Raw genomic sequence first — 13,516 nt, 5'->3', positions numbered from 1 at the left:
ATCTCAACTTTATATCCGGGCCATGACCCACAACAGGCCCCGAGGCCGCGCTCGGGCCCGTTAGTCCCGCTTCCAGGGCCCGGGATTGACCCTGTAGAGGATGGCCGAACCGACCACGGCACCCAGCAGGGCACCGAACAGGGGGCTTCCGGCCCCGCGGCCCAGCAGGAAGCCGACGACGGCGCCGAGCATCGCTCCGAGGAAAAGGCCCCGGCCGTTGCGGTGCGGTTTGCGTGTCATGGCTTGAGCCTACCGGGCGTGGGCGCCCGGGATGCGGCGCCGCCGTCGGGAGGGCCCGACGGCGGGACGCGCCTTAGTGGATGGAAGGGACTGACCGGGGACGCACGACCAACCACAGGGCCGCGACGGCGCCTGCGAGGCACGCGGCCTGGACCGCCCCCATGGGAACCGCGGAACCGACGCCCAGCGAGCCGACCACCGGCGGGATGATGCCGGCCATCAGGAAGTTCGAGGCGCCCAGCAGCGAAGCAGCGGTTCCCGCCTGTGCGCTGTGTTTGGCAAGGGCGATCACCTGGACGCAAGGGAACATGAAGCCGGTGGCGAGGATGTAGAACCACAGCGGGACCATGACACCCCACAGGCCGAAGCCGAGCATGGCGAACGTCACAATCAACAGCGCCATGAGCAGCATCCACGCCGTGGCGAACGCCATGATCCATTGCGGTGCTACCCGCTTGATGACCCGGGAGCTGATTTGTACGCCGGCGACGATGCCCACGGAGTTGACGCCGAACAGCAAGCCGTATTCCTGCGGGGAAAAGTGGTAGACCTGCTGGAAGAGGAAGGTGGATGCCGAAAGGTAGGCAAACAGTCCGCCGAAGTTGAGCCCGCCCACAAAGAGCATCCCTACGAAGATCCGGTCGGCGAACACGGCCTTGTAGCGTTGGGCCGCCGTCGACGCCGTGTGCTTGCGGAGCTCGGCAGGATATGTTTCCCGGATGAGGAACACGGCGGCAACGATCACCAGGATGCCGTAGGTGGCCAGGAAGTAGAAGATCCCGGGCCACGGCATGAACAACATCAGTTGTGAACCGATGATCGGCGCCAGGATGGGCGCCAGGCCGTTCACGAGTGACATGCGGGAGAACATCCGCACCATCGCATAGCCTGCGAACAGGTCCCGGACCATGGCCATCGCCACCACGCCGCCACCGGCTGCACCGACGCCCATCAGGACGCGGAACAGGGCAAGCGTGCCGATGTCGGTGGACAGCGCCGCGCCGAGGGAAGAGCCGATGTGCAGGGCCGTTGCAAGGATCAAGGGCACCCGGCGGCCAAACTTGTCGCTGAACGGCCCCACCACCAATTGGCCAATGGCGAAGCCAACCGTGGTACCGGTCAGGGTGAGTTGGATTGCTGCTGCTGACACGTCGAAATGGTGCTCGAGTGCGGGAAACGCCGGCAGATAGAGATCCACGGTAAAGGGGCCCAGGGCGGTCAAAGCGCCGAGCAGAAGGATGTAGAGGAGTTTTTCGCGTCGACTGAGGGAATCGCCCGGTGCAGGGGGAGGGTTCACGATCATCCATCATATGTGCGAAAGATCATATTTATCAGCGCTGGCGGGGCGCGCCGCAGGGCCGTCCCGGAAGTTGAGGCTGAAGCTGAATGATAGTTTTGTGGACAGGCGCGCGTGGGCGGGTGTATTCGCCTCCGTGCCGGAGCCTGGTAGGAGCAAGATGGAAGCAGTGAGGCGGGAGCTATGAGTGGACGTCACAGCGGCCGGGTCGGCCAACGCCCGGGCATTTCGGCGTTGCCGAACACCCTGAAACTTGCAGCCCGGCTCGCGCCGAGGCAGCTCAACGACGAAATCAGCCTCGCCAAGCTTGAACTCAAAGCCAAGGGCAAACAACTGGGGATTGCCGGCGCGTTCGCCGGAGTTGCGCTGGTCTTTCTTGCTTTGCTGGTGATCGCCCTGGTTGTGGCGGCAATCCTAGGCCTGGCTACGGTCATGCCTCCGTGGCTGGCCGCGCTTGTGGTTGCGGCGGCGTTCCTTCTGATCATCCTTATCGGGGCACTCATCGCCTTCCGTGCTTTCAAGGGCGCCATGCCGTTCGTTCCTGAGAAAACCATCCGCGGCATCAAGCACGATCTCGGCATAGCCAAGGAAGGTACGTCCTTCGACGCCAGCGTCCTCGACCCGTCGTCGGAGGCTTACAAGGCAGCGGAGGCAGCGAAAGCGGCGGCGGCAGAGAAAGCCAAGGCCGAGAAGGCCGCCAAGGCAGAAGCACACAAGGCCGAGCAGCCCCCCGCCCCGAGCGAAGCTGAGCTGCTCCGCCGTTTGGAGCAGCGCCGCGAGCACCTCGCCGACGTTCGCGATCAGCTCGCCGTCGAGCTTGACGTCAAGACCCAGGGGAAGGTCCTGCGCGATGTTGCCGAGCAAAAGCTCGACGAGGGACGCCGCTTCGCTGCCCACAAAATCGCAGATTTCAATGAGAAGGTTCCCGCCGGGCTGCCGGAGCGCCTTGCCGCGCGCTGGAAGGAGCTGTTCCTCTTCGCCGCTTCCGCCACGGTGGCCGCAGTTGGATTGCGGAAGCTGTTCAAGAAGTAATCGGGACGGCAGGGTGCGGTGTTAGCTGCGGACTGCGGAAAGGGGGACAGGTGAAGTTCATCGGTGCAGGCGCACGCCCGGGCCAGCCACAGATCGACCACGATCTCATCTTTACCCTCCCCAATTTGCTGACCGTGCTCCGCTTCATGGGTGCCCCGCTGTTCGTGTGGCTGGTGCTGTGGCAAAGGCAGTACGGTTTCGCCGTCCTGGTTCTCGCCATCATGGGCGGCACTGATTGGGTGGACGGCTACGTCGCGCGGCGCTTCAACCAGACCTCTAAGCTGGGCCGCATCCTCGATCCCGCCGCGGACCGGCTGGCACTCATCACCGTCGCTGTCACGCTCGCCATCGCCGGGGTGGTGGCTTGGTGGTACCTCGCGGCCCTCGTGGTGCCCGACGTCATCCTTGCCACGGCCTCATTGTTCTACTTCCATAGCCACCCGGACCTCCCGGTGAGCAGGATCGGAAAGATCCGGACGGCGTTCCTTCTCCTAGGCACCCCGCTCCTGGTCCTGTCCAAGCTCGCGATTCCCGGCGCCGGTGCCTACTTCGCGATCGCATGGGTCTGCCTGGGCCTGGGTCTGATCGGGCACTGGGTGGCGGCCTACAACTATTTCTGGGCAATCCTCCGCAAGGGCAAAGAACTCAAAGCAAACGACGGCGGTCGCGGCTGATGGTCTGGCTCGCAGTCCTCCTCGCAGTGCTCGGAGCCTTCTGCCTTGCCATTGGTGCACAGCGCCAGGGGAGCGCGGTGAAAGCGGATACCGGTGGCCTCGCGCTGAGTTCCCACGGTTTCCTGAGGCTTCTCCGTAATCCGCGTTGGATGTTCGGGCTGCTTTTGCTTGCCATGGGCATGGGCATGAACGCCATCGCCCTGGTATCGGCACCCCTGACCGTGGTGCAGCCTATCGGTGCGATCGCCTTGGTCATCACCACGGTGGTCAACGCCAAGGACCAGGGGCTCAGTATCAACCGCGGCACCGTGGTGGCGATCTCTGCTTGCGTGACCGGCTCGGCGATGTTTGTCCTGCTGGCAGTCAACGCCACACAGGAGAACCACCACGTCAGCGGGGAAGACGAGATCACCATCGTGCTGCTCCTGGCACTCGCCGTCGGGCTCTTCGGCACGTTGGCGGCAATGTTCCGGCACCGCATGAGCGCTTTTGTCTACATCCTGGGTGCCGGGGTGTTGTTTGGCTTCGTCGCGGTGCTGACGCGCATCATCGGCCGTCACCTGCTCGATCCCAACGGGCACTTCCTGCTCAATGTCCAGTGGTACACCGTGGTCGCCATCGCCGCTGCGGGCGGTCTTGGTTCGTGGTTCGTGCAGAGTGCCTATTCGGGCGGCCCGCCGGATCTGGTCATCGCGGGTTTGACCGTGATCGACCCCATTGTTGGAATTGCCATCGGGATCACAATTTTGGGTGAGCTTCGTCCCGATGTCCACGCCGTGCTGGCCATCGCCATGGCTGCGGCCGCTTCCCTTGCTATCGTTGGGGTTATTGCCCTGAGCCGGCACCATCCCGAGGTCACCAAGAGAAAGCGTGACGCGAAGGCGGCTGCAAGCCGGAAGGCCTAGGGCAAGTTCGACCACCATGCCCCGCACACCCGCGGCAGGCAACCGGCGAAGATACCGCAGGGCCAAACGTTTTACGGTGTTCGCACCGTGACCATCAGGAGTTCTCCACGTGACTGTTCCCGAATCCACCAAACCCCTCACCATCCTGATTGCGGCCGACACCTACCCGCCGCACGTCAACGGTGCAGCCCAGTTCGGGTACCGGCTCGCCAAGGGGATGACCGCGCGGGGGCACGACGTCCATGTGTTGGCCTGCCGCGCGGACAACGGAAAGAGCTTCACCGAATTCCGGGACGAGGCAACTGTGCACCGGCTGCGGTCCCACGGCGTCTTCACGCACGAATACTTCCGGATTTGCTTCCCTTGGGAGATCAAGAAGGAAATCGGGCTGCTCTTCGACAGGATAAATCCCGACGTCGTGCACATCCAGAGCCACTACATGATCGGTGAGCACGTCCTTTACGAGGCCAAGAAGCGCGGTATCCGGATCGTCGCCACCAACCACTTCATGCCGGAGAACCTCAACCCGTTCCTGCCCTTCCCGCAATGGTTCAAGGACATCATTGGACGAATTTCCTGGAAGGACATGGGCAAGGTCATGGGCCAGGCCGACGTCGTGACCACCCCCACCCCGCTTGCCGCGAAAGCCATGCACCAGCACGCCTTCCTCCGCAAGGTCCTGCCGCTCTCCAACGGTATCGACGCGGCGGCTTATGAACTCGCGCCGGGCGAAGAGATCGAGCCGAATGCCAACCCCACTGTTCTGTTTGTCGGCCGGCTTGCTGAAGAAAAGCACGTGGACGTCCTGATCGACGCCGTCGCCAAGACGCCTGCCGAACTCAACGTGCACCTCGAAATCGTCGGCGGCGGCGAGGTCCGTGCCGCACTGGAGGCGCAGGCCAAGCGCCTTGGCCTTGGCGGGAGGGTCAAATTCCTGGGCCTCGCCAGCGATGAGGACCTGAGGAAGGCGTACCTTCGGGCGGACCTGTTCTGCATGCCCGGAACCGCCGAACTTCAGTCCCTCGTGACGCTCGAGGCAATGTCGGCGTCGACGCCCGTTCTCCTCGCCAACGCGATGGCCCTGCCCCACCTGGTGCGGGAAGGCGAGAACGGTCATCTGTTCACCCCGGGGGACAGCAACGAGTTGGCAGCCCGGATCACCGAACTCTTCCGTCTGCCGGCCGGTGAACTCGAAGCCATGGGGAAGGCCAGCCGCGCCATGGTGGAGCCGCACAGCATCCAAGGCACACTTCAGACCTTCGAGGACCTCTACCGCGGGGCGGGCTACGAAGACAAGGTGATCTAGCGCCGTCGCGGCGGAGCGAATTCCCCGCTTTTGGGCGAGCGAAGCGACCACAACCAGCGGTTTCATCCGGGTTTGGCGGCTCGATGACTACCAAAAGCGGGGAAGTTCAGCGCCCGTGTCTATTATTGCTAGAGTGTTTTGTCCGGGAAATTCCCCGGACACTTTAAGGGGCTATAGCTCAGCTGGTTAGAGCGCGGGACTCATAATCCTAAGGTCCTCGGTTCAAGTCCGAGTAGCCCTACAGAACCGCTCCGACACCTGCCCGCCCCAAGGCTGCCGGGAGTTCCGGCAGTGAGGCGACCGTGAAGTCGGGGGAGGCGAAATAAGCCGGGTACCTCGCCCCGGTCCGGTTGATCCATGCCGTGCTGAGGCCGGCATGGGCCGCACCGTGGATGTCCCAAGGGTGCACGGCCACGAGCAGCATCTGTTCCGGTGCCACCCCGCAGACAGCGGCGGCGTAGTCGTAGGCTGCCCGGGCAGGCTTCCAAGAGGGGGCGTCCTCCACCGAAAGCAGGCGTTCGAACTGGCCCCGCAGCCCGGCGGGGCCGAACAGTTTTTCAGCGACCTGGACGGAACCGTTCGTCAAGGTGACCAGTCGGTACCCGGCCGACCGGAGTTCACGAACTCCAGCCTCGACGTCGGGATGGAGGCCGAGCCCGGCCAGCCCCGCCATGATGCGCTCCACCAGGCTCTCCGGATCAGCGGCAATGCCGGTGCGGGCGAGGAGCACGCGCAGGGCCTCCGCCCCGATCTCGGCAAACCCGCCGTTGCCGCCTGCCGCGGTGATGGCGAAACCGTCCCGCAACAGGGTGGTGAACCAGATCTGCGCCAACTCGGCGGGCGCGCCGGCTTCAGCGAAGCGGTCGGCCATCGGTGACATATCCGAGAGCGTCTCGTTGACGTCAAACACTATGACGGACGGTGTGCTGTTCACGGCAGGTCGGGGTAGCTGGCCAGGATGTAGTCCTTGGCTGCAGGACCGGTCCCTCGCAGGCCACGGGCGGGAAGATGGATGTGATGCTCCCTCATGGCTACCCGGAACTCAGCCTCCGTGGCTGGGGTGCGGTTTTCCAACAAGCACCAGCTGATGTACAGGCCGTAGAGCTGGTCCTCCCCGAGGGCGCAGGTGTTGTCCGGGTCCCGGGTGGTGGCTTCGGCGAGGAAACGGCGGAATTGTGAAACGGTCATTGGGGTCTCCTGTGCTGCGACTGAGGCTGCCGGCCGTCCGGCCGGTGAGCGGTGCCGAGACCATCGCGGCCCTATCTGGGTGACCGCGAACTGCGCTTTTTCGTGCCGGGAACGGCGGCACGGGCCGTGAAGTTTACGTTGCCCTGCAGGCATCGGTGAAATCGCTTGGCGTGAATGTACCTACAGTGTAGACATTAGGCGTAGACTGACGGGGACGCAAGGGCTTCGGGGACTCAGTTCCCGGCGGCCCGCGGACCTCCGGAGATGATCATGGAACATGCCGGAAACGGCAGGCAGAAGGCTCGGCCCGGGCGGCTCGACCGCGGGATCGTGATGCGGGCGGCCTTGAATCTGGTCGATGAGCACGGTCTCGAGGCGTTGAGCATGCGACGGCTCGGGCAGGTCCTCAAACGTGACCCGATGGCCTTGTACCGCCACGCCGCCGCCGGGCGGAAGGAAGTGCTGGCCGGGATCGCCGAACTGGTCCTGGACGAACTGCAACCTTTCGCAGACGACACGCACTGGCAGACCCAACTGCGCCGGATCGCGCACGAGCTGCGCCGGGTGTGCCTGCTGCACCCCAACGTCGTCCCCCTGCTCGTGACAGGGCCGCTGTCCACGCCTTTGGGACTGCGGCCGGCCGGAACGCTGAAACCGCTGGAGCAGATCCTGGGGATACTCATCCGCGCCGGCTTCGGGCCCGCGGATGCGCTGCACGTCTATCGGACCTTCTACGGGTTCCTCTACGGACATATCCTGAACGAGCTCCAGGAATACGTAGCGGACCCCGAGGAAAACGAGGCCCTCCTTCGGCTGGGACTCTATCGCCTGCCCCTGCGCGATTTCCCCCACCTGCGCCGCTTGGCCCCGGAGCTGCTCGACTATGACGGCTCGGAGGAACTGGACCAGGGAATCTCCATTCTCCTTGCCGGACTTGGACAACAACTCTCACATCGCTAATCTCCGTGCCGGGATGGACGCGGACCTGAAAGGTGGACCAGCATGAAAATCCGACAGTCCGACAGCAGTGCGACCGCCGGGAATTCCCTCGCCGCCTATCTGCACAGCCATCTGATCGCCGCCGCGGCAGGAGAACGCCTCTTCGGCCAAGCGGCCAAAACCTGGAAGGGGTCGGCCAGGGCGGAAACCATCGCCAGGCTCCGTACGGAGGTGCGGACCGACAAAACGGCCCTTGAAGCCATCGCAGCTTCCCTGGGCATGGGCATGCCCGGTTACAAGAAACCCTTCGCCTGGGCAGGAGCGCTCCTGGGTTCCCTCGGTCCAGTCAACCTCCTGCACATCAGGACCGGCGCCGCCGAACAACTCGAACTCGAAGCCCTGATCAGCGCAGTCACGGGCAAATCGCTGCTCTGGAAGACCCTGCTAGGCCTCTCCGGCAGCGACCCGCGGATCAGGAAGGACGAGGTCGCCCTTCTTCTGGAACGGGCCGCGGGACAAATACGCGAGCTGACGGATCTCTTGGCGGAAACCATCCCCGAACGCTTCTCCGCAGCAACTTGACGGGCTTCCCGGCGTGCGGTCGGGTTACCGTCACACGGGCTCCAGGCCGGGACCGGGTCCCGCCTACTGCCGGAGAACCCGGATGGTGTGGAGCTTGGGGTCCGCCGGGTCCGGGAGCACCATGCCGGCCTTCAGTCCGGACTCCAGGTAGTCCACGACGGCGGAGTTGATCCTTTCGCCGGGTACGATCGCCGGAATGCCGGGCGGGTAGGGGGTGATCTGCTCGGCTGAGATCCGCCCGACTGCCTCGCGCGCGGGCACGTCCTCGGTGGCGCCGAAAAACGCGTCCCGGGGCAGGACGACGGTCTCCAGCTCGAGGTCCTTCGGGGCGGGCAGCATCACAGGCGCTGCCGGAGCCATGGCGGGTGCGGCGTCGATGAGAGCACGCAACGCGTCCATCAGCCTGGAGGCGGAGGCGTCGTCGTCGGCCATCGAAAGCGTTGCCATGAGGCGCCGATGGTCGCCGAGGCCCATGTCGATCCGGGCGTTCTCACGCATCCAGTCCGCGGCTTGGTATCCGCTGATCCCGAGGCCGGAAAGGTCCATCAGGACCTGCAACCTGTCGAGATCGTGGGAGGACTCCACGGCCAGCAACTCGTCCTCCAATACATGGATTCCGGGGAGCGCGTCGATCTCGGCACGGAGCCTGCGGGCGAGGTCCAGGGCGTTTCCAAGCAGTTCGCGTCCATGCTGGACCATCTGGCGGCGCCATCCGTCGATCGCCGAATAGAGGATCGCATTGGGGCTGGTTGTCATGAGGAGATCCGCGCACGCGGCAAGGTGCGCCTGGTCGACCAGGTCGCCCTGCAGGTGGTACACGGAGCCCTGCTCGAAACCGGCCCCCATTTTGTGGACGCTCACGACGCAGATGTCCGCGCCGGCATCCATGGCCCAGGTGGGCAGCTCGTCGTGGAAGGGCAGATGGGCACCCCACGCCTCGTCGACGATGAGGGGCTTGCCGCGGGCGTGGCAGATTTTTGCGATGGCGGCGATGTCCGCGCAGGTTCCATACGGGGTGGGGCTGACGATCAGGCAACCGGCCGCGTCCGGGTGGCGCTCCCACATCTTCTCGACGTCGCTTGGAGCCGGCGGGTGGGCGAGATGCAATTCCGGATCCCAGCGGGGCTGTATCCAACGCGGCTGGATACCGGAGAAGACCAGGCCAGCGACGATCGATTTGTGGGCGTCCCGGCTAATGAGCAGGTCGCCCTTTCCAGCTGCGACGGCGAGGACGGCCGCCTTGACGGAAAGGGAACTGCCGCAAGTGGAAAAGAACGCCTGTTCCGCGCCCACGGCTTCTGCCATGAGCTGTTCGGCTTCTTTCAAGTAGCCGTGCGACGACGAACGGTCATCCAGTCCCGCGGAGGCGAGGACGTCCGAGCGGAAAGTCTGCGCCCCTAGGACCTCCAGCACCCTTGGATCCGCGCCCCGGCCCTGTCGGTGGCCAGGGGGAGTGAAACCATAGCGTTCAAGGCGGTGGTACTCGGCCAAAGCGTTGACCAAGGGTGCTTGGTTTTGGTCCATGGTCCCGTCCTATCTTGGGTTCAGTTGGATGCCCGACGGCGGTGTGCGAGTTTGCCGATGGAGCTGGCGTCAAGTTGCTGGAGGAGTGCCTCGGGGTCCGGATAGACTTCGACGGCTCCGGCTTCAAGAAGCTCGGCCGCACTGATTCCTCCGCAGGTGACACCGATTGTCTCGATGCCGAGCCGGGCCGCGGCCTGGACGTCCCAGACGGAGTCCCCGACGAACACCACATCTGCCGCGTCCAAATGCAGCTTTTCCAGTGCAGCCACAAGGATGTCGGGGGAGGGTTTGCTCTCGGCAGCGTCGGCTGAGCTTGTCACGCAGTCGATCCAGGATTCGGCGTCGAGAGCACGCCGCAGCACCTGGAGGTCCCGCTCATGCGCCGAGGAAGCGAGCGCCACGGCAAGCCCGGACTCGGAACATGCCCGCAGGAGGGCCGTTGCCGATTCGAACGGGTGGAGGGCGGGCCAGAAGGTCGAGAATACCGCCCCGTGCGCGCTTTTCACCGCATCGCGGACACCCTCATCGGACTCCGTCGGCAGCAGCCGCTCAAGGATCTTGTCTCCACCCATTCCAATGTGCCGGTGGATCACAGCCATCGGCACCTGCAGATCCTGCTGGCGGAAGGCCTGCCACCACGCAATGGTGTGGAAATAGGTGGAATCCACCAGTGTGCCGTCAACGTCGAAAAGGACTCCGGCCTGGTTGGTACTCTTCGATGGTTCCGCCATGGATTACTACCTTCTTTTCCCTGTTTGCAGGTCGGGCCGTGTTGTTTCCGACGGCATCATTCGTGATTCTGTTCGCGGAGCTCTTTTCCGAGTTGGACTTCTTTTTCTTGCTGCTCCTGCAGTTTTTTGCTGCGCTTGGTGCCACGGGGCTGCAGCTGGAGGGTTTCTTCGGCGCTGATTCCTGCCTGGAGTTCCCGCCCGCGTTCCATTTCGGCGTCGAACTCCGCGCCGAACAGGAGGGACATGTTCAATATCCAGAGCCACAGCAGCGCGACGATCACGCCGCCTATGGTTCCGTAGGTCTTGTTGTAGCTGCTGAAGTTGGCCACGTAGAAGGCAAAGACCAAGGAGGCCGCGATGAACACCAGGAGCGCAATGAACGAGCCGATGCTCATCCAGCGGAACTTGGGCTGTTTCACGTTCGGAGTGGCGTAGTACAGGACAGCGATGATCACGATGACCAACAGGACGATGATCGGCCATTTTGCGATGCTCCACACCGTCAGGAGATCCCGGCCGATTCCGGCTGCAGATCCGGCAGTGTCTGCCACCGGTCCGCTGATTGCCAGCATGCCCGCGATCAGCGCCACGATGGCAACCGTGAGGACGGTGACTCCGAGCATTGTCGCCCGGAGTTTGACGAAACTGCGTCCTTCGTCCACCTCGTAAACGCGGTTCATCGCCCGGCTGAAGGCTCCCACATAACCGGACGCGGACCACAGGGCGGTGGCGATCCCTATCACGAGTGCGAATCCGGCGGACCGCGAGGTTGTGAGCTCTTCGATAGGCTGCCGGATGGCGTCAACCGTCGATCCCGGGGCGATGCTCTGGACGACCTCGAGCAGTGCTCCCGTGGTCTTTCCTGCCTGGCCGAAAACTCCCAGCAAGGAGACAAGCGCAAGAAGGGCCGGAAAGAGCGAGAGCACAGCGTAATACGTGAGGCCTGCCGCGGCGTCGGCGCATTGGTCCTTGCCGAACTCCCGCAACGTTCTCTTGGCGATATAGCTCCAGGTTGGCTTTGCGACCTCGGCTGGGCTGGCCGGTTTGCGGGCATCGTCCGCCGCGGGGGCCGTCTCAGACTTGACGGTGCTGGTTTCCTCGCGATCTTCCGTTGTCATGGTTGTCCCTCTTTCCGCCACAGCAGGAGGCGTGCCGGACCCGTTTCCGAGAGCCGGCACGCCTCCGCACGGGTCAGGCTGGATGGATGCGGTCGGTTGCGTCGGCTGCGGTCTCGCGGATCTCGGAGGCAGCGTTTTGGCTTTCGTCCTTGACGTGCTCGGCCGCGTCGGTGGCTGCCGCCTTGACGTTCTCCAATGCCTCCTGGGCGGGTTGCTGGAGATCCTGTGCTACGCCCTTGGCAACATCGGCGAGTTCGTTGGTGAGGGGTTCGGCGGCCTCCTTGAGGGCCACTGCCGCCTCCCTTTCCTTTTCGCTGGCCGGGATGAGGGACGCAACCAGCAATCCTGCTCCGAAAGCCATGAGTCCAGCGGCGAGCGGGTTTCCCTGCGTTTTGCTGGTGATCCGGCGGGGCACGTCTCCGACTGCCTCGCCGGCGTCGTCGGCTGCTCCCATGACGTTCTCCTTCACTCCGAAGACGGCGTCCTTGACTCTTTCGGTCTGCCGGCGGACAACGTGCGACGGCGTGACTTTGTCCGCCACAGCGTCGACGTTGGTGCCCAGCCGACGGCGGGTTTCTTCGATTTCTGAACGGATTTCATCCGGGTTTTCACTCATCGCTGTTCCTCACGTGGTTTGAGGGTTTGTGGGATTTCCTGGATTGTTTCGGCTGTTTGGGGCATGCCCTTGACCGCTTTGAGGTCCGAACGGCCCTTGCTCGCCAAGACGGCGGCGACGATCGCCCAGAGGACGGCTACGACGACGGCGGACCAGCCCAAGCCGATCAGCTCGCCCAACGCATACCAGAGGGCCAAGGACAAGAAGAGCAGGACGAAGTGTCCGGCGACGCCGGCGCCGGCGAACATTCCGGCGCCCCTGCCTGCCCGGGTCGCGGATTGCTTCAGTTCGACCTTCGCCAATTCCACTTCCTGGCGGATCAGGGTGGACAGGTCCTGGGTCACTTCTCCCAACAAGTCACCCAATGAGGTCGACTCCGCTTTAGCATGCGCCGGTGTCGGCGTGAATTCGCTTTCGGTCATCGCGGCCCACCACTGTCAGGACCTGCCCCGAATCGAGGCTCGGCCTCGCTTGGCTCCTGTCCGGGCGTGCCATAGACGGGGTCGGGTGGGTAGACTCCGGGCGTCGCCGGGCCGGTCTCGGTCAACGGCCGGGCGCCGTCGGCGGTGTATCCGGCGGTCGTGACGTCCGGACCCGGAAGCTGGACCGGGGGAGGAGGCACTGTCATTCCTGCTCCGGGGGCAAAGCGTGGCTCTGCGTTCCGGCCCGGCTGCGGCGCCGAACCGCTTGCGGCTGTTCCTGTTGAACCGTCGGTGCCCGCGCTCAGGCCCCGGCCCAACCTTCCGGCAAGGAGGCCCGCCCCCGCGGCGAGCAGGAGGAACGTGCCCGGACGCTGCCGGGCGAAAGTCTTTACCTCTTCCACCACTGAGCCCGGCTCCCTGTCGCCCAACCATCGGGCCACCGAAGAAGACCGTTCCGCCGCTTGTCGAACCAGATCGGTTGCGACGCCGGGATTTTCGGAGGCGTTCGCCATGGAATGAAGTTCCTCGGAAACGGACCGCAACCCTTCGGCGACTTTTTGCTGTTGCTTGCCGGCCTGCTCCGTCAGGTCCATTTTCGCCTGCTCGAGAAGGTCCCTGGCGTTTGTCTTCACTTCTGCCGCAACGTTAGCTGCTTCGGTTTTTGCGGTTTCCACCACATCCGTCGCGGAGTCTTTGGCCCGCTCGGCGGCGTTCCCTGCCTCATCCTTGATCGCGTCCAGCCTGGATGCATTCGTACCCGCCTCGGGCGATGCGGCGTGTGCGCCCGGCGCGGGCCGGGTGGTCGGGGATGAGGCGTAGCTCCCGTCCTGCGGCCATTGGTTCTCTGTCATCTTCGCTCTCTTTCCAAAAAGGTCTGCTGCGGATTAAGAACCAGAAATACTGGCCTAAAGATACTAAGCATGCTTAGCTTCCAAATGGAAG

16 protein-coding genes and 1 tRNA gene are annotated in these 13,516 nt (G+C 64.1%); 7 read left to right on the top strand and 10 right to left on the bottom strand.

The window, feature by feature from the left end:
- Positions 1–60: 60 nt before the first annotated feature.
- Both L0B83_RS00785 and L0B83_RS00780 read right to left on the bottom strand, forming a co-directional pair.
- Complete coding sequence (locus L0B83_RS00785) at positions 61–240, bottom strand: YMGG-like glycine zipper-containing protein (protein WP_234756099.1); 180 nt, start codon at positions 238–240, stop codon at positions 61–63.
- A 73-nt stretch (positions 241–313) separates the two neighbouring features.
- Positions 314–1,543, bottom strand: a complete 1,230-nt coding sequence (locus L0B83_RS00780) for a multidrug effflux MFS transporter (protein WP_234756098.1) — start codon at positions 1,541–1,543, stop codon at positions 314–316.
- Between the two features lie 177 nt (positions 1,544–1,720).
- On the opposite strand from L0B83_RS00780, the gene L0B83_RS00775 reads away from it, so the two are divergent.
- The 5 genes from L0B83_RS00775 to L0B83_RS00755 all read left to right on the top strand — a co-directional run bounded on the left by L0B83_RS00775 (position 1,721) and on the right by L0B83_RS00755 (position 5,695).
- Positions 1,721–2,569, top strand: a complete 849-nt coding sequence (locus L0B83_RS00775; RefSeq protein WP_234756097.1) for a phage holin family protein — start codon at positions 1,721–1,723, stop codon at positions 2,567–2,569.
- Positions 2,570–2,619: 50 nt separating this feature from the next.
- Positions 2,620–3,243, top strand: a complete 624-nt coding sequence (locus L0B83_RS00770) for a CDP-alcohol phosphatidyltransferase family protein (RefSeq protein WP_234756096.1) — start codon at positions 2,620–2,622, stop codon at positions 3,241–3,243.
- The gene (locus tag L0B83_RS00765; protein ID WP_234756095.1) at positions 3,243–4,148 is read left to right on the top strand and encodes a DMT family transporter; all 906 of its coding nucleotides are present in this window, start codon (positions 3,243–3,245) and stop codon (positions 4,146–4,148) included. The genes L0B83_RS00770 and L0B83_RS00765 overlap by 1 nt, the downstream gene beginning before the upstream one ends.
- Before the next feature lie 109 nt (positions 4,149–4,257).
- Positions 4,258–5,454 carry a glycosyltransferase gene (locus L0B83_RS00760; RefSeq protein WP_234756093.1) on the top strand — a complete coding sequence of 399 codons (1,197 nt, stop codon included), beginning with the start codon at positions 4,258–4,260 and terminating at the stop codon, positions 5,452–5,454.
- Between the two features lie 167 nt (positions 5,455–5,621).
- Positions 5,622–5,695: transfer RNA gene (locus L0B83_RS00755), tRNA-Ile, on the top strand.
- On the opposite strand, the gene L0B83_RS00750 is transcribed toward L0B83_RS00755, so the two are convergent.
- The gene (locus L0B83_RS00750) at positions 5,693–6,364 is read right to left on the bottom strand and encodes a haloacid dehalogenase type II (protein ID WP_234756091.1); all 672 of its coding nucleotides are present in this window, start codon (positions 6,362–6,364) and stop codon (positions 5,693–5,695) included. The two genes, L0B83_RS00755 and L0B83_RS00750, sit on opposite strands and share 3 nt — an antisense overlap.
- A 20-nt stretch (positions 6,365–6,384) precedes the next feature.
- Positions 6,385–6,642, bottom strand: a complete 258-nt coding sequence (locus tag L0B83_RS00745) for a hypothetical protein (protein ID WP_234756089.1) — start codon at positions 6,640–6,642, stop codon at positions 6,385–6,387.
- Positions 6,643–6,912: 270 nt separating this feature from the next.
- Between L0B83_RS00745 and L0B83_RS00740 the strand changes: the two genes are divergently transcribed.
- Both L0B83_RS00740 and L0B83_RS00735 read left to right on the top strand, forming a co-directional pair.
- Positions 6,913–7,602 carry a TetR/AcrR family transcriptional regulator C-terminal domain-containing protein gene (locus tag L0B83_RS00740; RefSeq protein WP_234756087.1) on the top strand — a complete coding sequence of 230 codons (690 nt, stop codon included), beginning with the start codon at positions 6,913–6,915 and terminating at the stop codon, positions 7,600–7,602.
- 42 nt (positions 7,603–7,644) lie between these two features.
- Positions 7,645–8,163 carry a hypothetical protein gene (locus tag L0B83_RS00735; protein WP_234756084.1) on the top strand — a complete coding sequence of 173 codons (519 nt, stop codon included), beginning with the start codon at positions 7,645–7,647 and terminating at the stop codon, positions 8,161–8,163.
- A gap of 63 nt (positions 8,164–8,226) precedes the next feature.
- Here L0B83_RS00735 and L0B83_RS19815 read toward each other — a convergent pair whose 3' ends face one another.
- The 6 genes from L0B83_RS19815 to L0B83_RS00700 all read right to left on the bottom strand — a co-directional run bounded on the left by L0B83_RS19815 (position 8,227) and on the right by L0B83_RS00700 (position 13,425).
- Entirely contained in the window at positions 8,227–9,687 is a 1,461-nt protein-coding gene (locus tag L0B83_RS19815) for an aminotransferase class I/II-fold pyridoxal phosphate-dependent enzyme (protein ID WP_308193925.1), read from the bottom strand.
- A gap of 20 nt (positions 9,688–9,707) precedes the next feature.
- Positions 9,708–10,418 (bottom strand): HAD family hydrolase, encoded by a 711-nt coding sequence (locus L0B83_RS00720; RefSeq protein ID WP_234756083.1) that lies wholly within the window; start codon positions 10,416–10,418, stop codon positions 9,708–9,710.
- Between the two features lie 56 nt (positions 10,419–10,474).
- Positions 10,475–11,536, bottom strand: coding sequence for a YihY/virulence factor BrkB family protein (locus tag L0B83_RS00715; protein ID WP_234756081.1), 1,062 nt, complete (start codon positions 11,534–11,536; stop codon positions 10,475–10,477).
- A gap of 73 nt (positions 11,537–11,609) precedes the next feature.
- A complete protein-coding gene (locus L0B83_RS00710) occupies positions 11,610–12,152 on the bottom strand; it encodes a DUF3618 domain-containing protein (protein ID WP_234756079.1) in 543 nt (180 codons plus the stop codon).
- On the bottom strand, positions 12,149–12,574 hold the full coding sequence (locus L0B83_RS00705) for a phage holin family protein (protein WP_234756077.1): 426 nt from the start codon (positions 12,572–12,574) through the stop codon (positions 12,149–12,151). The genes L0B83_RS00710 and L0B83_RS00705 overlap by 4 nt, the downstream gene beginning before the upstream one ends.
- Entirely contained in the window at positions 12,571–13,425 is an 855-nt protein-coding gene (locus tag L0B83_RS00700) for an ATP synthase subunit B family protein (protein ID WP_234756075.1), read from the bottom strand. Before L0B83_RS00700 ends, L0B83_RS00705 begins: the two co-directional genes overlap by 4 nt.
- Positions 13,426–13,516: the final 91 nt, after the last annotated feature.

Origin of the sequence: Arthrobacter alkaliphilus (assembly GCF_021483235.1) — a bacterium.
Lineage (GTDB): Bacteria > Actinomycetota > Actinomycetes > Actinomycetales > Micrococcaceae > Arthrobacter > Arthrobacter alkaliphilus.
The sequence above is the reverse complement of the archived record's forward strand: the minus strand, read 5'-3'. Positions and strand labels throughout refer to the sequence as shown.

Coding starts and splice junctions, on each gene's coding strand:
- L0B83_RS00785 (WP_234756099.1), bottom strand. CDS start 240: ATGACACGCAAACCGCACCGCAACGGCCGGGGCCTTTTCCTCGGAGCG.
- L0B83_RS00780 (WP_234756098.1), bottom strand. CDS start 1,543: ATGATCGTGAACCCTCCCCCTGCACCGGGCGATTCCCTCAGTCGACGC.
- L0B83_RS00775 (WP_234756097.1), top strand. CDS start 1,721: ATGAGTGGACGTCACAGCGGCCGGGTCGGCCAACGCCCGGGCATTTCG.
- L0B83_RS00765 (WP_234756095.1), top strand. CDS start 3,243: ATGGTCTGGCTCGCAGTCCTCCTCGCAGTGCTCGGAGCCTTCTGCCTT.
- L0B83_RS00745 (WP_234756089.1), bottom strand. CDS start 6,642: ATGACCGTTTCACAATTCCGCCGTTTCCTCGCCGAAGCCACCACCCGG.
- L0B83_RS00740 (WP_234756087.1), top strand. CDS start 6,913: ATGGAACATGCCGGAAACGGCAGGCAGAAGGCTCGGCCCGGGCGGCTC.
- L0B83_RS00735 (WP_234756084.1), top strand. CDS start 7,645: ATGAAAATCCGACAGTCCGACAGCAGTGCGACCGCCGGGAATTCCCTC.
- L0B83_RS19815 (WP_308193925.1), bottom strand. CDS start 9,687: ATGGACCAAAACCAAGCACCCTTGGTCAACGCTTTGGCCGAGTACCAC.
- L0B83_RS00720 (WP_234756083.1), bottom strand. CDS start 10,418: ATGGCGGAACCATCGAAGAGTACCAACCAGGCCGGAGTCCTTTTCGAC.
- L0B83_RS00715 (WP_234756081.1), bottom strand. CDS start 11,536: ATGACAACGGAAGATCGCGAGGAAACCAGCACCGTCAAGTCTGAGACG.
- L0B83_RS00710 (WP_234756079.1), bottom strand. CDS start 12,152: ATGAGTGAAAACCCGGATGAAATCCGTTCAGAAATCGAAGAAACCCGC.
- L0B83_RS00705 (WP_234756077.1), bottom strand. CDS start 12,574: ATGACCGAAAGCGAATTCACGCCGACACCGGCGCATGCTAAAGCGGAG.
- L0B83_RS00700 (WP_234756075.1), bottom strand. CDS start 13,425: ATGACAGAGAACCAATGGCCGCAGGACGGGAGCTACGCCTCATCCCCG.